Origin of the sequence: Lachnobacterium bovis (assembly GCF_900111325.1) — a bacterium.
Lineage (GTDB): Bacteria > Bacillota > Clostridia > Lachnospirales > Lachnospiraceae > Roseburia > Roseburia bovis_A.
This window is the reverse complement of record NZ_FOGW01000014.1, coordinates 38,950-62,023: the sequence shown is the minus strand read 5'-3', so window position 1 is coordinate 62,023 and position 23,074 is coordinate 38,950. Positions and strand designations below refer to the sequence as shown.

The 23,074-nt window shown below is 30.3% G+C and carries 19 protein-coding genes; all 19 read right to left on the bottom strand.

What is annotated here, in order from left to right; genetic code table 11:
- Positions 1–88 precede the first annotated feature (88 nt).
- Positions 89–1,054, bottom strand: coding sequence for a carbohydrate kinase family protein (locus BMY79_RS07480; RefSeq protein ID WP_022748962.1), 966 nt, complete (start codon positions 1,052–1,054; stop codon positions 89–91).
- A 148-nt stretch (positions 1,055–1,202) separates the two neighbouring features.
- Complete coding sequence (locus tag BMY79_RS07475) at positions 1,203–2,054, bottom strand: LysR family transcriptional regulator (RefSeq protein WP_074730692.1); 852 nt, start codon at positions 2,052–2,054, stop codon at positions 1,203–1,205.
- A gap of 135 nt (positions 2,055–2,189) precedes the next feature.
- Complete coding sequence (locus tag BMY79_RS07470) at positions 2,190–4,181, bottom strand: oxidoreductase (RefSeq protein WP_022748965.1); 1,992 nt, start codon at positions 4,179–4,181, stop codon at positions 2,190–2,192.
- A gap of 213 nt (positions 4,182–4,394) precedes the next feature.
- Entirely contained in the window at positions 4,395–5,330 is a 936-nt protein-coding gene (cysK, locus tag BMY79_RS07465; RefSeq protein WP_022748966.1) for a cysteine synthase A, read from the bottom strand.
- A 310-nt stretch (positions 5,331–5,640) separates the two neighbouring features.
- Positions 5,641–6,540, bottom strand: coding sequence for a LysR family transcriptional regulator (locus BMY79_RS07460; protein ID WP_074730691.1), 900 nt, complete (start codon positions 6,538–6,540; stop codon positions 5,641–5,643).
- Positions 6,541–6,696: 156 nt separating this feature from the next.
- Positions 6,697–7,869 carry a MalY/PatB family protein gene (locus BMY79_RS07455; RefSeq protein WP_074730699.1) on the bottom strand — a complete coding sequence of 391 codons (1,173 nt, stop codon included), beginning with the start codon at positions 7,867–7,869 and terminating at the stop codon, positions 6,697–6,699.
- Positions 7,870–7,949: 80 nt separating this feature from the next.
- The gene (locus BMY79_RS07450) at positions 7,950–9,101 is read right to left on the bottom strand and encodes a trans-sulfuration enzyme family protein (RefSeq protein ID WP_074730690.1); all 1,152 of its coding nucleotides are present in this window, start codon (positions 9,099–9,101) and stop codon (positions 7,950–7,952) included.
- Between the two features lie 219 nt (positions 9,102–9,320).
- Positions 9,321–9,713 (bottom strand): pyridoxamine 5'-phosphate oxidase family protein, encoded by a 393-nt coding sequence (locus BMY79_RS07445; RefSeq protein ID WP_074730689.1) that lies wholly within the window; start codon positions 9,711–9,713, stop codon positions 9,321–9,323.
- Between the two features lie 70 nt (positions 9,714–9,783).
- On the bottom strand, positions 9,784–11,235 hold the full coding sequence (locus BMY79_RS07440) for a CDP-glycerol glycerophosphotransferase family protein (RefSeq protein WP_074730688.1): 1,452 nt from the start codon (positions 11,233–11,235) through the stop codon (positions 9,784–9,786).
- A 74-nt stretch (positions 11,236–11,309) separates the two neighbouring features.
- Positions 11,310–12,416 (bottom strand): DegT/DnrJ/EryC1/StrS family aminotransferase, encoded by a 1,107-nt coding sequence (locus tag BMY79_RS07435; protein WP_022748974.1) that lies wholly within the window; start codon positions 12,414–12,416, stop codon positions 11,310–11,312.
- Positions 12,417–12,442: 26 nt separating this feature from the next.
- On the bottom strand, positions 12,443–13,555 hold the full coding sequence (fliB, locus tag BMY79_RS07430; RefSeq protein ID WP_074730687.1) for a flagellin lysine-N-methylase: 1,113 nt from the start codon (positions 13,553–13,555) through the stop codon (positions 12,443–12,445).
- Between the two features lies 1 nt (position 13,556).
- A complete protein-coding gene (locus BMY79_RS07425) occupies positions 13,557–14,624 on the bottom strand; it encodes a glycosyltransferase family 2 protein (RefSeq protein WP_074730686.1) in 1,068 nt (355 codons plus the stop codon).
- Between the two features lie 34 nt (positions 14,625–14,658).
- Positions 14,659–16,419: a bifunctional glycosyltransferase family 2 protein/class I SAM-dependent methyltransferase gene (locus tag BMY79_RS07420; protein WP_177176428.1), complete on the bottom strand. Its 1,761-nt coding sequence runs from the start codon at positions 16,417–16,419 to the stop codon at positions 14,659–14,661.
- Positions 16,420–16,748: 329 nt separating this feature from the next.
- Positions 16,749–17,813, bottom strand: a complete 1,065-nt coding sequence (locus tag BMY79_RS07415) for an acyltransferase (RefSeq protein ID WP_022748977.1) — start codon at positions 17,811–17,813, stop codon at positions 16,749–16,751.
- A 129-nt stretch (positions 17,814–17,942) separates the two neighbouring features.
- Positions 17,943–18,215, bottom strand: a complete 273-nt coding sequence (locus BMY79_RS07410; RefSeq protein ID WP_051532816.1) for a replication initiator protein A — start codon at positions 18,213–18,215, stop codon at positions 17,943–17,945.
- A gap of 179 nt (positions 18,216–18,394) precedes the next feature.
- A complete protein-coding gene (gene rlmD / locus BMY79_RS07405) occupies positions 18,395–19,828 on the bottom strand; it encodes a 23S rRNA (uracil(1939)-C(5))-methyltransferase RlmD (RefSeq protein WP_022750479.1) in 1,434 nt (477 codons plus the stop codon).
- Positions 19,829–19,899: 71 nt separating this feature from the next.
- Positions 19,900–20,160 (bottom strand): hypothetical protein, encoded by a 261-nt coding sequence (locus BMY79_RS07400; protein ID WP_022750477.1) that lies wholly within the window; start codon positions 20,158–20,160, stop codon positions 19,900–19,902.
- A gap of 117 nt (positions 20,161–20,277) precedes the next feature.
- The gene (pcrA, locus tag BMY79_RS07395; RefSeq protein ID WP_022750476.1) at positions 20,278–22,503 is read right to left on the bottom strand and encodes a DNA helicase PcrA; all 2,226 of its coding nucleotides are present in this window, start codon (positions 22,501–22,503) and stop codon (positions 20,278–20,280) included.
- Positions 22,504–22,663: 160 nt separating this feature from the next.
- A partial coding sequence (locus BMY79_RS07390; protein ID WP_074730685.1) for a hypothetical protein occupies positions 22,664–23,074 on the bottom strand: 411 nt, incomplete at its 5' end.

The following is a 23,074-nucleotide window of genomic DNA, read 5'->3' as shown; positions in this document are numbered from 1 at the left end:
TTATTCTGTAACTTAGTTACATAAATTAATTTTTAATAAAAGATTTATTATTTATAAAAAGATTGACGTACTAATAATTCACTAAAAATTATCTTGTGGCGATAAGTGCTTCTACTTCTTCTTTTGTAGGCATTACTCTTAAAGCGCCTTTTCTAGTTGTAACTATTGACGCAGCGGCATTAGCAAAAGTAAGCATTTCTTTTAAGTTTTCTTCTGACAAATTATCTAATCCATTTTCACATACGTAATTTAATACGCAAGCTCCAAATGTATCTCCAGCGCCTGTTGTTTCAATTGTTGTTTCCTGTAAGAATGGAGCAACTTCAACCATAGTATCTTTATAGTATGCTCTACTACCATCTCCACCCATTGAAACAAGGATAAGTGAAATACCATTAAATCTTTCTTTAATCCATTCAACACCTTTAGTAAAGTCGTCCTCACCTGTTAACCACTGAATTTCATTATCTGAAATTTTAAGAATATCACAATGTGCAAGTCCATACAATACCTGTTCTTTTGCTTCGTCTAATGTATTCCAAAGTGGTGGGCGAAGGTTTGGATCAAATGAGATAATATTTCCAGCATCTTCTGCTGCTTTAATTGCTTTTTTAGTAGCTTCTCTTACACCTTCATGTGTCATTGATAATGTTCCAAAATGGAAAATTTTAGAATCAGCAATTGCATCACATGGAACTTCTGACTCTGCTAACATCATATCAGCACCTGGATTTCTATAGAATGAGAAATCTCTATCTCCACCCTCTAAAGTCTGTACAAATGCTAATGTTGTATGAACTGTATCATCTTTCATTAAATATGTAGAATCGATTCCACACTCAACAATAGCTTTCTCTAACTGTGCTCCGAACGCATCATTTCCAACTTTTCCGATGAATGATGTTTTCTTTCCTAATTTAGATAACATTGATAATACATTACATGGTGCTCCACCTGGATTAGCTTCGAACATTGGATTGTTCTGTGAGCTAACTCCTGAGCTTGTAAAATCAATTAATAATTCGCCTAAGGCAATAACATCAAATTTTTTCATTTTCTTCTCCTATCATCCTTTATCGTGTATATTATACACTTTATTTTCATATCATAAGCGGTAAAATTATTCAATTATATTATATAATAAATGACGATTTAGTCAAGTAAATACGCACTTTCTACACGATAAATTAAGATAGTTTACTCTAGAAACACTCGACTAGTTTTTCTGCAATCTCTTTGTCAGCTGTATCTTCTCTATAGACGCCATAAATATCCCATGTATAATCACCATTTATGTGAATTCCACGAATTTCTTCTGAGTCTGGATAAAAGTTAGGCGAAATGCCAATTCCAATTCTATTTTTGATTAATCTATAAATTGACTCCCCTTCTGTAGTTAATGCTACTATGTTAGGGCTAAAATCATACACATTACATGCATCTATAAGATCATGATATATGTGGTGTTTTTCGTTCATAGTGATAATACTTTCATTTTTAATTTCATTTAAATCTACGCTTTCTCTATCCCAAAGTCTGTGACCTTTATATACATAAAGCATAACTTCTTTAGAATCTATTAAAAATGATTTTAAGTTTTTTTCTTTTGGCTTACCTATAGTAAATCCAAAACTAATATCACCATTTAATATCTTAGCTTTAACTAAGTCATTTTCGCATTCTATCCAACTACGTTCGATTTCATTGTTGTGAAGCATGAACTTTTCTAGTCTATCTATATTAATACTCTTTATCGTTCCTGCTGCAAATCCAACTTTAAATCTCTTTTCTTTTTTTTCTAAATGCTCGACTTCTATCATAAGCTCATTTAGTTCTTTATTTATGTCTTTTATTTTTTTATAAAAAAGATGTCCACTTTCTGTTGCGACAAATCCTTCTTTTGTACGAATAAAAAAAGTAGCGCCAAACTCTTCTTCTAAATTTCTAATTATTTTTCCTAAGCCTTGAGGTGTCAAAAATAATTTTTTAGCTGCTAGTGATAAATTTTTTTCTTCATACACTACTTGAAAACATTTAAAATTTTTTGTATTCATTTTCTACCTCACTATACTCTTAGTTTTTAGTTGTAACATACATAATAACATATTCAGAAATTCTAGTAAAGCGCAGTAAAATCAAATAAATTCCCATTAGTCAGAAAATATTCTAGCTAATGGGAACAATTTCTTTTATATATGGTTTGCTACTTCAAAAGCATCCCAGATTGCGTACATAATATTTGAAACCTGTCTTGCATCACCTAATAAGTAGATTTCTTCAACTTCATTTTTCACTTCATTATAGAGAGTATTTTCACTTGAATAACCTACACAAAGAACAACACTGTCTGCTGGTATCTCTTTTTGGTCATCTTTTAACTCTGCTTTTAGTTTACCATCTTTGTATTCTGTAACCTTAGCATTGCAGCATACTTCGATTCCATTATACTCGATTAATCGCTCTAGCATTTCTTTATTTGCACTACATAATGGTCCATTTACAGCCATAATTTTATCTAATGCTTCTACAATTGTTACTTTTTTGCCTTTTTGAGCTAAATCTAATGCAAGTTCGCAGCCAACTAAGCCACCACCGACAACAACTGTTTCTTCTCCCACATCTTTTTGTCCTAAAAGAACTTGTTCAGCTGAATAAACTTTATCATCATCACCTAGTTTAAACATTTTAGGTCTTGAACCTGTTGCCATAATAACTGCATCATATTTATTATCTAAAATAGTTTCTTTAGAAGCTTTTGTATTCAAATGAACTTCTACGTTCAACCTATTAAGTTCATCTTCATACCATTTTGCAAGAGCCAAATCATCTTCTTTAAACTTAGGTGCTCCACCTGGAATCAAGTTGCCACCTAACTGTGAACTAGCTTCATAAACAACTGGCTCGTGGCCTCTTTCAGCTAACACTCTAGCTGCTTCGCAACCTGCTACTCCACCACCAACAACAAGAACTTTTTTCTTCTTTGTGATAGGTGTATATTCTGTTAATCTTTCCCTGCCAGTTTGTGGATTAACAGCGCAGTTAATTAATGAGTATGTCTGAATACGTCCCATACATCCTTCTTGGCAGCTGATACATGGACGGATTTTACTCAACTGATTTAGTCTAATTTTATTTACAATGTCCGGATCTGCAAGTGTTGGACGTCCTAAGCTGATCATATCACAGACATCATTTTCAAGGCACTCTGTTGCTGTATCAGGATTATCCACACGACCTGCCATGATTACTGGAATATTTACATTCTCTTTTGTAATTCTGGCGAATTCTTTATATGGAGCCTTTTCCATATACATTGGTGGATGGTTCCACCACCATGCATCATATGTTCCAGCATCTACATCTAACGCATCATATCCGAATTTTTCAAGAAGTTTAGCAGCCTCAATTCCTTCTTCGATATCTCTACCTTTTTCTTCGAACTCTTCGCCTGGAAGTGCGCCTTCTCTAAAGTCTTTAATCATACTCTTTAATGAAAAACGTAAAGCAACTGGAAAATCAGGTCCACATGTTCTTGCAATTTCTTCTCTTATTTCTTTTGCAAAACGCAAACGATTCTCTAAGCTTCCACCATATTCATCTGTTCTTTGATTGAAAAATGAAATAGCAAATTGATCAATTAAATAACCCTCATGTACAGCATGAATTTCTATACCATCAAATCCTGCTCTTTTGGCGTTATAAGCTCCTTTACCAAAACTTTTTACGATTCCATGAATTTCTTCAACTGTAAGTGGACGACATGTTTTATCAAGCCATCTATGTGGTACAGCTGATGCTGATACAGGAGGAAATTCTCCTAAGTTAGTTGGAATTGTTACACGACCAAATCCACCACTCATTTGCAAGAAAATCTTAGCACCATATGCATGTACACGTTCTGTCATTTCTCTACTTGTTCTTACAAATTGTACTGGGTTGTATGTACTATTTGGTGTATTGGGAAAGGATGGTTTTTCTACTTCTGTGTCGGAAAAAGTTACACCAGTTATAATCAAACCGATTCCACCTTTAGCACGTCTTGTATAGTAGTCGATTCCCCTGTCGTTCCATCCACCTTCGCAATCTCCAAGACCTAAAGGTCCCATTGGAGCCATTGCATATCTGTTTTTAATTTCTAGATTACCAATTTTAATTGGATCAAATAATTTCTGATATTTCATATTATCTCCTCTTATTCCTTCATTACTAAAAATGACAAAAAACAACACATTGTTAATTTTTTGTCATTTTTTATTATTATACTACTTTTATTGGTCAATAACACAAAACTTTATTTTCTTATCCGAAACATTTTGTTGTATGTGACGTTTTTTTAGGAATAAGATTAGCGATTTATGGCTTTTATTATTTATGGTTTAAGCTATTATCTAACTTTAGTTATTAAATAATGCTGTTGATAAATATCTATCTCCTGAGTCTGGTAATAAAGCTACAATAACTTTGCCCTTGTTTTCTTCTCTCTTAGCAAGAATTTGAGCTGCTTTAAGTGCTGCTCCTGATGAAATACCTACTAAAATTCCTTCTGATGTTGCAAAGGCTCTACCTTCTTCAAATGCATCTTCATTTTCGATTGTAATTATTTCATCATATATCTGTGTATTTAAGACATCTGGCACAAATCCTGCGCCAATACCCTGAATCTTATGTGCTCCCGATTTTCCAGTTGATAATACTGGGCTAGTAGCTGGCTCAACTGCAACAATTTTTACATCTGGATTCTGTTCTTTTAAGTATTCACCAACACCTGTGATTGTTCCGCCTGTACCTACACCTGCTACAAAAATATCAACTTTTCCGTCTGTTTGCTCCCAAATTTCTGGACCTGTTGTTCTCTTATGTACTTCTGGATTGGCTGGATTGACGAATTGACCTAATATTACTGAGCCTTCAATTTCTTCTTTTAATTCATTGGCTCTAGCAATTGCACCTTTCATACCTTTAGCACCTTCTGTCAAAACAAGTTCTGCGCCATAAGCTTTTAATAAATTTCTTCTTTCTACACTCATTGTATCTGGTAATGTAAGGATTGCTCTATACCCCTTTGCTGTTGCAACTGCTGCAAGACCAATACCTGTATTACCACTTGTAGGTTCAATAATTGTTGCTCCTGGTTTAAGAATCCCTTTTTCTTCTGCATCTTCTATCATTGCAAGTGCTATTCTATCTTTAACAGATCCTGCTGGATTAAGATATTCTAATTTTGTAAGAATAGTAGCTTCTGTTACATCACTTTTACTTGCATATCTATCTGCTTTTAATAAAGGTGTTCCTCCGATTAATTCTAATGAACTTTCTATGATTTTTCCCATAATTTATTCCTCCTTAATATGTCCGTTTTATGTTTGAAGTCATTCACAAATTTGATTGCGTTTTTCTTCGTTTGTTATGTTAGATATATCATAGCACTTAACTATAAACTTTAAAAGTTTCTAAAATTTATTGTTTGTGATAAATTTTGCTTATCGCAACTGCATATTTTTTTATATTTTCTTATCGCAACTGCATATTTTTTTATATTTTCTTATCACAATTTTTTCTTATCACAAATGTAATTTAAGCAAACCTTTTAACTCTTATTTTATGTAAACATTTTTTACTCTCATTAAGATATCTTTTTATTTAAGAAATCTTTTTTAACTCCTCTATATAAATTCTTCCTATTTCACTCAATTTATGATTTTTCTTCAAAATATAACCAACTGTAACAGGATCTTGTTCTTTAAGTTTAATACTTATAAACTCATCTTTTAGTGATAAACTTTTTGTCATAGCACCTGTTCCTATAGAGTAACCATTTAATGTAGCCATAATTTCTGCCGAAGTTGCTCTATCTGTTGATTTTATTATTTTTGAAAAATCATAATCGCTAAGTGGTTCCTCTGATAAATAAAATGAATTTTCACTACTTTGATCGAATGATACAAACGGATAATCTTTTAAATCATCTAATGATAACTCTTTTCTATCTGCTAAAGGATGTTTTTTCCATACATACGCGCAAGATTCTTTATGAAATAGTGGGAAAAATTCCAAATTAAATTCTCTGAATAATTTTTTTATTACAGCCTCGTTACTTTTTGTATATGCAATAATTCCTATTTCGCTTTTTTGTGTTCTAACGTCTGATAAAACCTCATCTGTTCTTGTTTCGTAAACCGAATAATTATAACTTGGATAATCTAATTTTTTTATTGCCTTTACAAAAGCATGAATTCCAAAAACATAATGCTGCATTGATACGGAAAAATGTTTTTTCTTGTCTGGACTACTAATGTATCTATCTTCTATAATTTCATACTGACTTACAGCTTGTTTTGCATAGCTCAAAAATTCTCTACCTTGTTCTGTAACAACTATTCCCTTGTTACTTCTCTCAAAAATTTTTATATTTAATTCCGATTCTAACTCTCTTATCGTTGCAGAAAGAGCAGGCTGTGAAACATATAATTTGCTCGCAGCCTCTCTCATAGACGATGAATTAGCAATCGTAATAACATATTTCAATTGTAATACTGTCATATACTCGTCCTCTTATTTTCTTGAACCTCTACTATATTAGCTATACATATATATTTGAGTTCTATATTTATAAAGTTTTTGATATATTTATTGTACTTTTTGTGTTTTTATAGTTTGTTTTTCATAATATATTTTTGTGTTTTTATAGTTTGTTTTTTATAATATACTTTTTATGCGATTCATTGCTTCTTCTAATAAAGTTCTTGGGCAAGCAACATTTATTCTTTGAAATCCTTGTCCACTTTTACCAAAAATTTTTCCGCTATCTAACCACAATTTTGCTTCATATATTATTCGTCTATCCAATTCATCTACATCTATTCCTGTTTGGGTAAAATCAAGCCATACCAAGTATGTTCCTTCTATATCTATCATCTTAACATTTGGCATATTTGTTTTTACATAATTTTTTACAAAAGCTATGTTATCTTTTACATAATTAATCATTGCATCATACCACTCATTTCCTTTTTCATAAGCGGCTTGTGTTGCAACCAATCCAAGAATACTCAACTGACTTATTCCTGATGCTTCCACCTGTTTTCTAAATAATTGTCTGTTTTTTCTATTTGGTATAAAAATATTCGAGATAAGCATACTTGCTAAGTTAAAGGTCTTACTTGGCGATGTGCAGACAATTGTGTTGTCTTCGTACTCTTTTCTTAAAGTCGAAAAAACTATATGTCTGTTTTCATAATCAAAATCATTATGAATCTCGTCACTTACAACGATTACTCCATGTTTCAAGCATATATCTCCCATTTTTAGAAGCTCATCTTTAGTCCATACTCTACCTACTGGATTATGTGGACTACACAAAATAAATAATTTAATCTTATTTGAAATTATCTTTGTTTCAAAATCATCAAAATCTATATGATACTTATTGTCCTCACCTAAGTACAAATCGTTGCTAATGATTTTTCTTTTGTTGTCTTTAATCACTTCTGAAAATGGATAATAAACAGGCTGTTGAATCAAAACACAATCACCTTCGTTTGTAAAAGCTTTTATTGCTGTAGCAAGAGCATACACAACTCCTGGTGTTTTTATCAGCCATTCTCTTTTTACAACCCAATTGTGCTTTTCCTTCATCCAGGTGGAAAGGGCACTAAAGTATTCTTCTCCAACCTCACTATATCCAAATATACCGTGTTTTGCTCTTTCAATCAAAGCATCTTCGACATAAGACGTTGTGGGAAAATCCATATCTGCCACCCAAAAAGGTAAAACATCTTCTGGCATATTTCGTCTTTTTGCGAAATCGTATTTTAAACAATCCGTATCTTTTCTATTTATTATTCTGTCAAAATCTAAATTACGTTCCATTTTTACACCTCTTTTTCCCTTCGAATTCAATCCTGTAATTTCATAAAAATTACGATAACCATCCAAAACACTTGTCCTTTTTATGATAAGCTTTTAAAAACATTTTTTAGTTCATCAATTAAATCTTTAGAATCCTCTATTCCAACTGAAAGTCGAAGAGTTCTAGGTGTTATTCCGTTTTTTAATCTTTTTTCTTCTGGTACATCAGCATGAGTTTGAGTTGTTGGATAAGTTATAAGTGTTTCTACTCCTCCTAAACTTTCTGCGAACTTAATCATTCTAACTTTTTCTAAGATTTCATATGCATGTTCTTTAGAATCGACGTTAAATGTAAGCATTGCTCCAAATCCTCTTGCTTGTTTTTTAATGATATCATACCCTTTATGCTCAGGTAGACCTGGATAAAAGACGTCTGTAACAACATCCTGTTCTTTTAGGAAATTTGCAATATCAATAGCATTTTGCTGTGATTTTTCCATACGAATTCCTAATGTTTTTATTCCTCTTAAAATCAACCAACAATCAAACGGCGCAAGTCCTGCACCTGTTGTTTTTATCAAAAATCTAAGCTTTTCTTGAATTTCTTCATTATTTGTTACAAGAAATCCAGCAAGTGTATCATTATGACCACCTAAAAATTTTGTTCCACTATGAACAACAACATCTGCACCTAGATTTAATGGATTTTGAAAATAAGGTGTTAAAAATGTATTGTCAACTATCAAAATACAATTATGTTTTTTTGCAATCTTAGATATTTTATTTATATCAGATACATTCATCATTGGATTTGTTGGAGTTTCAATATAAATTGCTTTTGTATTCTCTTTTATGTGCTTTTCTATATCATCTGTTGTACAATCTAAATATGTAAAATCAATTCCATTTTTCTTAGATATATTATCAAATAATCTAATGCTTCCTCCGTATAAATCTGATTCTACAATCAAATGATCATTAGGCTTAAATAATTCCATCAAAAGTGTAATTGCAGCCATTCCACTTGATAGTGCAAACGCATCTAATCCTTCCTCTAAATTTGCAACTACTTTTTCAAGTTGATTGCGTGTTGGATTTTGCAATCTAGTATAATCATATCCTGTACTTTTACCAATACCTTGATGTGCATAGGTTGCAGTCTGATAAATTGGATAACTTATAGATCCATAATTTTCAAAATTTTCTTCGTTTTCATCTATGTGTAAACATCGTGTATTGATTCCTTTTTTCATTTTTCATCACTCCTATTTCTTACTATTATATTTTTTACTATTAAAATTATTTGTTATTTTTAAATTCCTACCTTTTTTATATGTTATATTATAACAACTATTTTTTTAAGGTAATAATTTTTCTTTTTTATTACTAGTAATAATTTTCACATATAATAGTATTTCTATAGGAATAGTAGAATTTTTTTTAAAAAATATACTGGTTTTTCGAAATCTCTACTAGAATTTTACAACTTCTGGTTCTTTTGTGAATGAAGAAAATGTTGCAACTGCATTTTTTATATAAAATACTTCTGTATTTCCATCATCAACTGAATACATATTTTTGAGTGATGGATATGCATCTAACATTGACTGACGAGCTTCAACTCTATCATCTTCTACTAATTCACCAGCTACACGTAACCATTCACCGTTTTTAAATGCACAAATTTCAAATTTGGGATTTGCGTGAATTTGTTTTGATACATCTTTAGCTTTTCCTGTTTGAATATACAATTTTCCTTCGAAAATATTCACTGTTCCAAATGGTCTAACTCTTGGTTGATCTTTTTCCACTGTTGCTAAATAATATGTGTCCGCATCCTTTAAAAATTTTGCTACTCTTTCCATTTTTTTCCTTCTTTCCTTAGGATTATCTCCTAATATTTTAATATAATTCTATGCTTTAACACTCACCATGTCAACGTTCAAAAATAGTAAAATTTAAATCATCACAAATTGTTTCTGATGCTAGTTTTTTATTGATTTTTTTGTAATCAAAGTATTCATTAAATATCTTTTGTCTCTTTTCTTTTAATGTGTCTTTTTCACCTAATACTACATCTTTTATAAAGTTTTCAATTGCATAATAGTCTTCTCCATTAGCCTCATAATATGTCTCTAATACTTTTTGTCCCAATTGTAAAAAATTTTGTTCTTTTCTCCTTAAAAACAAAGCAGGCTTTTTTACATACATGTACTCTGCCAAAAAAGAACATGAATCAAATATAAGTGAATCTGAAGTTGCAAAATATTCTAAATAACTAGATTCAGTCACCACCTTAGCATTTGGAAGTGAGTCAATTTTTTTGATATAATCATCATACTCTTCATATGTATTAAATATTTTTTCATTAACTGCTGCCGTTCTTAAATTTGGATGGGGCTTAAATACAAAGCTAATATTCGCGTATTTTTTCATCAAATATATCCAGTACCACATGTTACTTTTAAAAGTTGAGAATTTAAGTACCACATCATCACCCACACTAAAATGAGGTGCAATAATTATTTTTTTTACTTCATTTATTTTTTTATTCTGAGGAATTTTCCATATTTTTTTTATTTCTTCTTCTGAAAAATTTAATTTTTTATAAAAATAATCCATTTTTGGATATCCTGAAAATACAGTATTTATTCCTTTTAAAATATTATACTCTTTAAATTTCTCCACTTCATACACCAAGTTACAATACACTCTCCAACATACATTTGTTAAATTTTTTGTATATAAATATTGCTCCATATATGTATGATTTTCATTGTCTATAATTTTTATTCCATAATCAATAAACCCAACTATAGTATTTAGTGACAACATTAGAAATTGTTGTTCTTTAGGCATTGCTTCATACCAAGTTGTTACCATATATAAAACGTCTGGTACATAATTTATTTCCTCTAGACTTATTACTTTATTATTTTCTAAATCATAACCTTCTATTACATCATATCCATTGTCTTTGAACCATTCACTCGTTTGTTTATAGATATCAATACTTCCCTCATTATCTCTATCTTCTAAAAATGGCACCATAACTTTTACATCATATCTACTATCTTCTTTTAACCTTTTATATACTTCGCCTGCCGGCCATTGAGCAGCTGAATAGCACAAGAATAATACTTTTATTATTTCTCCTTTTTGTGCTTTTCTTCTAATATGAAATAACGCAGAGTTTATCACAACATCATATATTTTACGATGATATTCGCTTCCTCCTTCTAAAATTGGACTCAGTAAATATAATGCCATTAAATGTTCCCATCTATATTGACTTAAATCGTTTTCATATGTTGAAAAAACTCCGTTTTCGACACCTTCTATTAATTCTTCTAATAATCTTTCCATTTTTTCATTAAAATTTTCCATATAGCATCTCCATTAATTATTAGTTTTAACTTTACATATGCAATACTTCCCTAATTTTTATATTTCTAAATTTTTTATGTTCTACAACTTAATACAATTTCGCATATTCTATCTACAACTTCTTCTTGTAAATCTGCATACATCGGCAATGTTATAACTCTTTTACTTAAATGAAGTGCTATTGGTGTATCAAGCGGATTGTATTCCCCATAATAACAATCAAATGTGTTCGTTATAGGATAAAAATATTTTCTTGCAAATATCCCATTTTTTTCTAACTCAGCAACAATTTGATTTCGACTAGCTCCATATATTTTTTCATCAAAAATTACCGGAAAATATGGATAATTATTAACTACTCCTTCTTTAATTGGATTAATTTTTATCCCTCTTACACCCTCTAAATTACGTCTATATCTTTGTGCAACTTTTTTTCTTTTTTCAATTTCTTCATCAACATGTCTTAAATTACACAACCCCATTGCTGCACAAAATTCATTTAATTTTGCGTTAGCACCAACCGCATCTACTTTTTCTGGCCCATGTATTCCAAAATTTTTTAAATCATATATTTTTTCTCCTATTTCCTTGTCACGAAAACAAACAGCTCCACCTTCTATTGTATTAAAAACTTTTGTTGCATGAAAACTAAACGTAGATACATCTCCAAAACTTCCAATTCCTTTTCCAGCAACCGTAATGCCAAAAGCATGTGAAGCATCATAAATTATTTTTAATTCATACTTATCTGCTATATTTTGAATTGCTTCCATATCACATACATTTCCATACACATGGACTGCAACTATCGCAGATGTACTATCTGTTATCAAATCTTCTATTTTTTCCGGATCTATTGTAAAATCTTCAGGCTTAACGTCACAAAAAACTGGTTTCAAATGATTTCTAACAATTGCATGTGTAGTAGACGCAAACGTAAAAGGTGTCGTAATAACTTCACCTTTTAACCCCAATGCTTGCATAGATAACTCTAACGACATATGACCATTGACTAATAAGTCTATATTATCTACTTTAAGGTATTCCTTTAACTCTTTTCGCAATTTTTCATGTTTTTCGCCCATATTAGTAAGCCATCTTGTATCCCATAACCCCCTTATTTCTTCTATATATTCTTCAAATGGAGGCATTGATGAACGAGTAACCATTATCTTATCCATTTAATTACTCCTCTCACTATAAAAATCTATAATATTTCTAATAAAGAATCATAATCATAAATATTATTTTCTTTCAATTTTTCCAATGCTACTTTATATCTTTTTAAATACGTATGTTCTAATCCCCTTGCTTCTTTAACAATTGATTCTATTATACTTTCTTTATCAAAAAAACCGCTCGTTATATAATAGAACCTAATTGTATACTCTATAACTTTATATAAAATAATCGCATAACTAAAAGATTCTTTTAAATTTCCATTATCAAATCCATCCATAAAATATTTAAACATAGCAATTTGTGCTACTTTTTCTAACAAATTAGAAACTTGTAATGAATCTTCTTTGTTCTTTAACAATGCATTCTGATATTGCATTCTTACTCCGTTTTTGAAAAATTCATCTATAATACTATCATTATTAAAAATCGTTTCTAAAAATACTTTTTCCTTTTCAGCTGAATAGCATACTCCATCTAATTCTGAAATAAATTCTTTGCAATTATTTTTATCTCTGAAGAATTCTAATAACTCCTGCACTTTCTCCGTTTCCTCTAATTCATCAAATTGTTTTACAAAAAAAACAACTAATTTCATTCTATTTTGAATAGTTTCAGCACGATTTGTAATTATATCATTAATTATTACAAATGCATCAATATAGTTATTAAACTTTTGCCAATCGATTTTGCTTTCATCATAACTATCTCCTGCAACATTATTAGATGATTCCGATAATTCATATAATATTATATCTTTCTTATCAATAAGCATATCAAGTATATGCGGACAATCTATATACATAGACCAAAAATACATATCCCCATAACGTTTACATGTTCTTGGATATGCCTGACAAGTATTACACATTTTATCTGGTCCTAATTTTAAATATATTTCGCATAAACCTTCAGCTGTAAAAAATGGACATTTTTTTTCTTTGTTTAAAACAAACATATTACATCCATTTTCATTTGTTATATTTTTTCTTATTTTTTCTCCAAATTCACCTTGTAGATTATCGTATATCTTAAAAGTTTCGTCATCTATCGTAATTTCCCATCCAGCACAACAAGTAAATTTACATTCTTTTCCTACACATTCAAAATCTGTATATATATCCATGTTTAAATGTTTCATACTATTTCTCCTTTTTTTCCACACTTTCCATTATTTCTATATCATCTTTATTTATTTTATTTTTTACATATATATTTTGTTCTATATCAATACATGTAATTTTATTCTTTAATTCTACTAATTTATTCAAACGATTATTCCATTCTTTTTTTAAATCTTCTTTTTGGCATACATCTTTTCTCTTTTGGACTTCCATTTCAATCTTAGCATTTATCTCTTTTTTATCATTTACTTCATTTTTATCGATTAGATTTAAATTAGCTATACAAATATTAACACCATATGAATACAATTGTATTATTTCATACTCTACCGCCATTTGAATTTCTTTATAATTTTCAAGATTATGCGTTTTTTCATAAATTGCATCTATTGCGTTATATACATTATCATAATATTTTATTGCATTTTTCTCTTTGGATAATGATCCATTAGAATCTACATAACCATACAATATTTCCTTTACGGTACCAATATTTTTTGCCGTCGCAAATAAATATGTTAATACATCTGCATCTTCTAAAATTGCATTTTTTCTCATACGAAGTTTAGGAATTTCAAATAATTCTCTCTTAAATATTTTTGACCACAAAAATCCTCCACTTACTATTAATTCACTTCTTTTATGTCCGTTTAGTTCTCCTTTTAATTCATCTGATGTGTATAATATTGCTACATCTTCAGATTCCTTATAAAATCCCGAATCAACTATATCATAATCGCCTTTTTTTGCTTCTTTATATAATTTTTCAAACATTACGGGAACTATATAATCGTCACTATCTACAAAACCTATATACTCTCCTCTTGCAACATCAAGTGCTAAATTTCTAGCTCCTCCTGCTCCCATATTAACATCCGAATCAATGATTATCATTTTTCCATTACTTATATTTTTTAATTGTCTCAAAATCTCTATACTATTATCATGTGATGCGTCATTAACACAAATTATTTCTATCTCTTCTAACGTCTGTTTTAATATCGAACCAATCGCTTTAATCAACGTTTTTTCTGCATTATATACAGGAACTATTATGCTAACCTTAATTTTCGTTTTGTCATCCATAACTCCACCGCCCTAAAACTATTAAATATATATATTATTTTTCTTTTAATTTAGCTTTTACTAAAAATTGAAAAACATCAAATATTTCTCTATCACACACACCTTCAATTTTTAGCAACTGATTAAAAAACTCCGGATAATTATCTGTTCTCCCTAAAGTAAGACTCTTATAGAATAAATTATCAATCTCATAACCAGTACGACGGAACATTCTTATGATACTTTTATACGTAAAAAAGCGCAAATGCGTTCTATCTAATATTCCAGAATCCTGATATTCAAACTCTCCATGCAACAAATCATAAATGACACTAGCATTCATTAAATTAGGAATCGAAGCAAGAAACCTTCCATTATCTGCTAGATACTCCGTCAACATTTCTAATACTTTTTCCGGATCTGCTAAATGCTCGATAACATCTCCCATTATGATATAGTCAAAATATTTTTTTTCATATGGAAGAGTCATCTTTGTAATATCTCCACAAATAATATTTGATTTTTTATGAACTAAGTTTGCAATATCTTCAACTATCTCTATTCCATATATCTTCGCATTTGGATACAGAAACTTTATTCTTGATAATGTTTCTCCTAGACCACATCCAATTTCTAATACATTTATTTTATCATCGCTGTCAGCATCAAATAAATCTAACAAGTCATATCTAATAGCTTGATAGTAGGTAAAATCAAATTTCCATTTATCTATCATTAGATTTTTATTTTTTTGTAATAAATCAACATACGAAGACGCCATTTTCATAAAACTTTTACCACCATAATGAACTATAAAACTGTTGTGTACCAACACATTTCTGTATCCTGCTTTTAGCATTCTATATCCTAAATCGTTATCTTCATAATTTCCTAATGTAAATCTTTCGTCTAAAGCGCCAACTTTTTCTAATGCTGGTCTATGTATCAATATAGCAAAACTCTCTAAATAACATTTATCTTCGTAAGGATTATTTAATGGATAATTATATTTGATAAAACAATCAACATTATCATCTATGTCTATCTTTTGATCATCTATATTTTGATAATTATTTGCATTATTCGTTACACTTCCTGTTATTGCATTTTTATCATTGTCATATAAACCAAGTCTTAAATAAAACAATGAATTTGGCAAAAGACATGTATCACTCTGAAGCAAAAAGATATCATTTTCTGCTTTTGCCTTCATAATCCCCTGATTACATCCTTTAGGAAAACCAACATTTTCTTGATTTTCTATTAGCAAAATATCCTTTTGATTTTTTAACCATTCTAGACTTCCATCTACGGAATGATTGTCAACAACTATTATTTCAACATCACTATCACAAGTTGCTCTTATACTTTCAATACATTTTTGGGTGTATTCGCGTGTGTTATATGAAATAACTACAATTGATACATCTCTCACGTCTGTACATTCGCTTACTTCTGATATTGCATCTTCAATTGCTTTTATTGGTTCTTTATCAAAAACCACTGTCGCCACATCCGTCTCTTTTATTCCATGTTTATGATAATAATAACGTGCATTTTTATATGACAAAAGTGCCTTATTTTTATTATATTCTAAATAATAATTTCCTAGAAGATAATATAAAATGCAATTTTCACCATCTATTTTCATTCCCTCTGAAATCAAATCAAACACCTCATTCATCTGAAGTTGTGCTTCTAAAAATGCGCCTTCAATAGCTTTTTCAACAGAAAAATCATCAGCCAAATTATTACTAAGTATCTCTATTGCATTTTCATATTTTTTTTCTTTAATTAATTCTATAATCTTCTTCATAAAAAATAACCTCCCCACACAATCAATCACATCTTTTTTCGGATACCCTGTCACAAATTTGAACCAAAATACATAATTTTCATACATTTTATTTATCTCTAAAACCTTGATTTTTTAGTTCCAGATTTTTATTGTCCTGTTCCTCTCCTTATGTCTGACGGCAGTGTTCCTTGCATTTTGCCCTTCAATATAATCTTTGTAGACAAGATCATAAAAATAATTCTCCTTTGCTCTAAAAAATTTTGTTAACTGTTTCAGTTTTTTCAAAAACTTTGTCCGCGAAATTGTTGCAAAAGAAAGACAGTGAACTATTCCACTGTCTTTCTAATCTATACACAATATTTTTTTATTATCGGAATATGATTTAAAATTCCCGATACAAGTAATGCACAAACTAGAACAGCGCATGATACAACTGGCACCGAAACCACAGGATTGAATGATAGTGCATTAAAGCTTAAAACAGACGAAAACTTTTCAATAAAAAATACATGTATCAGATATGCACCAAAGGTATACCCTGAAATCATATAAATAAGTGAATTAAATTTTTCACTTTTATACTCACGGTACTTAAACAATGTATGAACACACACAGCTTCAAGCATAATATTAACATCAAAATTTCCATAATAGTTACCACAAGGTTGCTGTGTTTTTAATGCCAAATTCAAATCCACACCAACAGTAAATGCAAATCCAATGGCTCCTAAAATATAAACTATTACACGTTGTTTTTTTTTCAATTCAATCATATCAAGGAAATAACCCAGCACAAAATAAAAAGAATATCCCAATACCATTTGCATATTCTTATTTGATACGTAAGAATTCACAACACCAACCAATTTTGCCATTTGCTCATTATTTCCAACCACATAGTCGTTCAATAATTTAGTAGTCCATGGAATCATGAAAAAAAATATAAACGACAATATCAAAAAATACTTCATAATAAAATCATCAGTTACTATTCTTTTATAAAATGGTATACACATATAAATGCCAATAATCATTATTATAAACCACATATGATAATGCCCTAATGCCAAAGCTCTCATGTGTGTTTTAATACCATATATTATTCCGTTTTCAAGTGTTTCTACAGTCATTATTACATAAAATAGGCTCCATACATAAAAAGCTATTACCATTCTAAGAATATATTTGCCATATATTTTCTTTAATGGTACTTCTCTGTTCAAAAATAAAGCCCCACTTATCATCAAAAAAACAGGAACTCCCCACCTCACTACACTGTCATAAAAATTAAATGCTTGCCATTGCAATCCGTTCACATCTGTACTGTACCAGTTTGAAGCTGATACATGAAGTAGAACTACTGCAAATGTGGCTATTACCCTGAGATAGTCACAATATGTTTTTCTCTCCATATTCCCTCCATTTATAAAGATGTACCTTTTTTGATTTATTTTTTATCAAAACACCGTTTTTTTTTATTATATCATAACAGCCACTGTTTATGTGTACTTTAATATTTTTTGACGCGCTGGCTGGCAGCTTCAGCAACTAATAATTTTCCTGTTTTCCATTTTCATAAACTGGGCTTTTACAACTTCTATTATTTTTTCTAACGTGTAATAAATGAATACCTTGCCATCTTCATCCAGCCATTCATTTTTTGCTGAAAGAGCTGCCCTATCCAACATCAATGAATAAAGTACTTTTGCTTCCATCGATATTCCTGCAAATTTATCATCCGTAATTAGAGTTTTAGGAATCTGATAAAATGCAAACTGTTCTGTTTCTCTCCCGTAAAAATAATCAAAATCCATTGGCGTTCCTCCTTTCTTTCAGATTTGCGATAACACTCACAGGTGCACCGCTTGTTGCAAAACAAAAAGACGCCTAACTTACAGGAAATGCTGTAAGCTAAGCGCCTTTCCACGCTCAGAATAATCTGTCTTATCAAACGTGCAATGCTCGAAAAAGTGCGTAAATTCAAGGATTTCTACTAGTTCACTCTTTGTAGCAACGCAACGGTCTCTATATTGGCTGTGAATGGGAACATATCAACACAACGAATTTTGTCCACTTTATAGCCACGAGCTAATAAAATTTCTAAATCTCTAGCTAAACTTGTTGGTTTACAAGAAATATAAACCATGTGATCTACTCCATAATCAATTATTTTTTCAATTGCTTTTGGGTGAATTCCATCTCTTGGTGGATCTAAAATAATATAATTTGGTTTTTCTTCAATATTATCAATAACTTTCAAAACATCGCCAGCTATAAACTCACAATTATTAATATTGTTAAGTTTAGCATTATCTTTTGCTGCCTCAACTGCTTCTTCTACTATTTCTACGCCTACAACTTTTTGAGCAACTGGTGACATCATTTGAGCTATTGTTCCTGTTCCACTGTATAAATCAAATATTACTTTATCAGAAAGGACTTCATTAAGAGCCTCATCTTTTGAATCTCCATTTGAAACAGAATCACTTATAAATTCTCTTGCTGTTTGATATAACACTTCTGCTCCAAGTGAATTAGTTTGGAAAAATGAAAATGGAGAAATTTTGAACTTAAGTCCCATTATCTCTTCATAGAAGAAATTATCTCCAAATAATGTCTCTGTTCCTTCATCTTTTACGACATCAGCTAAACTATCGTTTTTAGTATGTAAAATACCCTTAATTGTTCCTTTATATTCTTCTTTTAATAATACTTTAGCAAAGCCTTCTAGTAATTCTTTTTCATTAACTGGTAATTTTTCAATTTGAGTTGAAGTAATAAGATCTACTAAAATCTCACCTGTTTTAGTTGCTTTTCTAACTAAAAGGTGTCTTAAATAGCCTTCATGTCTCATTCTATGATAAAATGATACACCTTTTTCGTCAAAATATTTAGTAACAACTTTAAGGATTGTTCTAAAATCTTCGTCCATGATTTTACATTCTTTAACTGGAACAATATCATAAAAACTACCTCTTTTATGCATTCCTAAAGCAAGAGGTCCGTCTAAATATTCATCTCCAAATGTGAATTCCATCTTATTTCTATATTCATTTTGTAATGGACTTGAAATTGCAGGTAAAAATTCATATTCACATTTATCTTTAACAGCATCTTCTACTAATTTTTTTACCTGATTCACTTTTAAATCTAACTGTTTTTCGTAAGGAAGACTCTTATATACGCAACCTCCACATATTCCAAAATGTGGACAATCGCAAGCTTCTTCTAATGGTGATTTTTCTACTACTTCCATTAGTCTTCCTTCCGCTTTTCCACGTCTGACCTTATTTACAACAAATTCTACTTTTTGCCCTGGAATAGTATTTTTAACTATTACTTTCTCGCCTTCCTCGGTAAAAACAATACCTTTATTTGGAAAATCAATTCTTTCTACAATACCTTGAGTTTTGGTTCCTTTTTTCATTAATCTTTCTATAATCCTTTCTTAAAAAAAAGGGCTACCTAAGTAGCCCTCCTAAAAGTTAATATCTAAATCTATTTTACATCTTCAAATGGTTCATCGTCTTCATCGAAAAAATCATCTTCAAATTCATCTTCGAAATCATCTTCAAAATCATCAAGATAATCTGGTGTGAAGAAACGATATACTCCATAAATTGCTGCTGCAATCGCAACAACTGCACCAATTATAGCGAAAATAACAACTGTTTTAGAAGGCTTTTTCTCTTCTTTAATTGGTTTGTTGATTAACTCATTTAGTTTAGCTGTGTTTAGTATCTCTTCTACTTTATTCATTTTATCCCACCACTCCTTCTCAATATTTTTTCGTTTTCATATACTCTATCTTATAAGAAAATTATAACATATATTTCGTGTTAATAACAGAAAAATTACATAGCAAGAAGTTAATTACTATATTTTTTTTAATTTTGCAAACATTGCAAACATTTTCTTAGTTCCAAATTTGTCAAAATCTACTGTCACTTCATAATCTCTACCACCTGCTACAATTCCCTTTACAACGCCTTCTCCAAATTTAATATGAACGACTCTATCTCCCACATCATAATTTAGAGTTTTACATTTAGTAGAACTTGTATCAAATGATTTTTGATCATAACAAGGAACACTCTTAAAAGCTTGTTTAGCTTTTCTATATGCAGTGTTATTAGTTTTCTGTGTTTCTTTAGGTTTATGTTCTTCGTAAACACCATCTAAAAACTCTGTTGGTATTTCTTTAATAAATCTAGATAAAGTATTATACTGTGTTTCTCCTCTAATCATACGCATTTTAGCAGCAGTTAAAGTTAATTCCTTTTTAGCTCTTGTTATACCTACATACGCTAAACGTCTTTCCTCTTCTAATTCATCTAGGTCACCACTAGAAACTGTCATGTAACTTGGGAAAATGCCATCTTCCATTCCACTTATAAATACATATGGGAACTCTAAACCTTTAGCACTATGTAAAGTCATTAAAACGACATAATCATTAGAAGAATCTAAAGAATCAATATCTGCAACTAAAGATACATTTTCAAGAAATCCACTTAAGGATGGATCATCTTCACTTTGTTCATAATCTACCACTTTAGAAATCAACTCATCAATATTTTCAATACGTGCTTTTGCTTCTTCCGTACCTTCAGCCTTAAGTTCTTCTACATAGCCTGTATCTTCAATGATTGTTTTCAATAATTCTTCAACTGAAATAATCTTAGATTTTGCCTTAAGTGCTTGTATAAATGTGACAAAATTTTGGATTTTTGAAGATGCTCTTCCTAATGATGCAATAGTGTCTGATTGAACTAAAGCTTCGTACAAATCTATTCCACTTTCATAGGCAAAAGTTTCTGCTTTTCCGATGCTAGTCGCACCAATTCCTCGTTTTGGCACATTTATAATTCTTCTAAGTGCTAAATCGTCTGTTGAATTATTAACAACTTTCAAGTAAGATAGTAAATCTTTAATTTCCTTTCTGGCATAGAAATTGATTCCGCCTATAATTTTATAAGGAATTCCATTAGCTATTAATTTTTCTTCTAAGATACGTGATTGTGCATTAGTTCTGTACAAAATTGCACAATCTTTAAATGAAGCACCATCTTTTTTCACTTTAGATAAAATTCTATTAGAGATAAATGTTGCCTCATCATAAGCCGTATCAAGCTGTTTTAATTTAAGTACTTCACCTTTATCATTATTAGTCCACAATGATTTTTGTTTTCTTGAAACATTATTAGCAATAACTGCATTAGCTGCATTCAAAATATTTTGAGTTGATCTATAATTTTGCTCTAATTTAACAACCCTTGCATCTGGAAAATACTCTTCGAAATTAAGAATATTCATAATGTTAGCCCCTCTAAATTTATAGATAGACTGATCATCATCACCTACAACACAAAGATTCTTATATTTAGAAGCAAGTAATCTGATAAATTCAAATTGGCACGTATTAGTATCTTGATACTCATCGACCATGATATATCTGAATCTATCTTGATAACCTGCTAAAACTTCTTTATCTAATTTAAATAATTCAACTGTCTTAAAAAGTAAATCATCAAAATCAAGTGCATTATTGTTTCTAAGAGCTCTTTGATACTCCATATAAACCTGTGCCTGCATCTTTTTTATATGATCTGTTCCTGCCATATTGGCAAACTCCATAGGGCCAACCAACTCATCTTTCGCATGCGAAATAGCATTTAAAAACATTTTATCCTTATATATCTTAGGATTTATTTCAAGTTTTTTGATAATATCCTTAATCAATGTTTTTTGATCATCTGTATCATATATTGTAAAACTATTTGAATATCCTAATCTATCAATATATCTACGAAGTATTCTAACACATGTTGAATGAAACGTTGAAACCCACACTCCGCCAGATTCAACACCTAATCCTGAGATATTCTCAATTCTCTCTTTCATCTCATTCGCAGCTTTATTAGTAAATGTTATCGCTAAAATATTATAAGGATTGACACCTTTTTCCTGAATCAAATACGCTGTTCTGTAAGTCAACACCCTTGTTTTACCTGATCCTGCACCAGCTAAAATTAATAGTGGACCCTCTGTATGCTCAACAGCTTGTTTTTGTTCATTGTTCAAAGTACTATAATCTATCATTTTGATTCCTTTCCGCAAATATAAAAACGTACATATATTTGTATTAATAACTATATTATAGCATAACCTATCATATAAAAAAAAGACTATTACTCAAAGACAAAATACTCAGACAATTAATATTTCTAAGACTATCTTTTCTTTTTAATTAAAACAAATTCTATCCTTCAGCAATTGCAAGAAGAACAATAAGTACGAATAATAATATTCTAAGACTGCTGATAACAATACCTATAACACAACAAATACGTCCATTGCTAACCTTTGTTCCAACAGCCATATCTTGATTATTTGAATCAACATTTTTTGCTTTAGACAAACCTATAATTCCACATATCAAAGAAACAACTGCGAAAAAGCAAATTGACATTATTATTGATGCAACACCTAATGCCATGATATCTCCTGCTTCTCTCATGTTATTATGCATATTGTACATACCATTTTGGTAACCTCCACCTTGCTGGAAGTTTGATCCATATTGGTAGTTTACATTTCCTTGGTATTGTGCTCCATTTTGGTACTGACCATTTCCTTGGTACTGCGCTCCATTTTGGTACTGACCATTTCC

Excerpts from the sequence above, each read along its gene's own strand:
- BMY79_RS07480 (WP_022748962.1), bottom strand. The coding sequence starts at position 1,054 with ATGAAAAAATTTGATGTTATTGCCTTAGGCGAATTATTAATTGATTTT.
- BMY79_RS07475 (WP_074730692.1), bottom strand. The coding sequence starts at position 2,054 with ATGAATACAAAAAATTTTAAATGTTTTCAAGTAGTGTATGAAGAAAAA.
- BMY79_RS07470 (WP_022748965.1), bottom strand. The coding sequence starts at position 4,181 with ATGAAATATCAGAAATTATTTGATCCAATTAAAATTGGTAATCTAGAA.
- cysK (WP_022748966.1), bottom strand. The coding sequence starts at position 5,330 with ATGGGAAAAATCATAGAAAGTTCATTAGAATTAATCGGAGGAACACCT.
- BMY79_RS07460 (WP_074730691.1), bottom strand. The coding sequence starts at position 6,540 with ATGACAGTATTACAATTGAAATATGTTATTACGATTGCTAATTCATCG.
- BMY79_RS07455 (WP_074730699.1), bottom strand. The coding sequence starts at position 7,869 with ATGGAACGTAATTTAGATTTTGACAGAATAATAAATAGAAAAGATACG.
- BMY79_RS07450 (WP_074730690.1), bottom strand. The coding sequence starts at position 9,101 with ATGAAAAAAGGAATCAATACACGATGTTTACACATAGATGAAAACGAA.
- BMY79_RS07445 (WP_074730689.1), bottom strand. The coding sequence starts at position 9,713 with ATGGAAAGAGTAGCAAAATTTTTAAAGGATGCGGACACATATTATTTA.
- BMY79_RS07440 (WP_074730688.1), bottom strand. The coding sequence starts at position 11,235 with ATGGAAAATTTTAATGAAAAAATGGAAAGATTATTAGAAGAATTAATA.
- BMY79_RS07435 (WP_022748974.1), bottom strand. The coding sequence starts at position 12,416 with ATGGATAAGATAATGGTTACTCGTTCATCAATGCCTCCATTTGAAGAA.
- fliB (WP_074730687.1), bottom strand. The coding sequence starts at position 13,555 with ATGAAACATTTAAACATGGATATATATACAGATTTTGAATGTGTAGGA.
- BMY79_RS07425 (WP_074730686.1), bottom strand. The coding sequence starts at position 14,624 with ATGGATGACAAAACGAAAATTAAGGTTAGCATAATAGTTCCTGTATAT.
- BMY79_RS07420 (WP_177176428.1), bottom strand. The coding sequence starts at position 16,419 with ATGAAGAAGATTATAGAATTAATTAAAGAAAAAAAATATGAAAATGCA.
- BMY79_RS07415 (WP_022748977.1), bottom strand. The coding sequence starts at position 17,813 with ATGGAGAGAAAAACATATTGTGACTATCTCAGGGTAATAGCCACATTT.
- BMY79_RS07410 (WP_051532816.1), bottom strand. The coding sequence starts at position 18,215 with ATGGATTTTGATTATTTTTACGGGAGAGAAACAGAACAGTTTGCATTT.
- rlmD (WP_022750479.1), bottom strand. The coding sequence starts at position 19,828 with ATGAAAAAAGGAACCAAAACTCAAGGTATTGTAGAAAGAATTGATTTT.
- BMY79_RS07400 (WP_022750477.1), bottom strand. The coding sequence starts at position 20,160 with ATGAATAAAGTAGAAGAGATACTAAACACAGCTAAACTAAATGAGTTA.
- pcrA (WP_022750476.1), bottom strand. The coding sequence starts at position 22,503 with ATGATAGATTATAGTACTTTGAACAATGAACAAAAACAAGCTGTTGAG.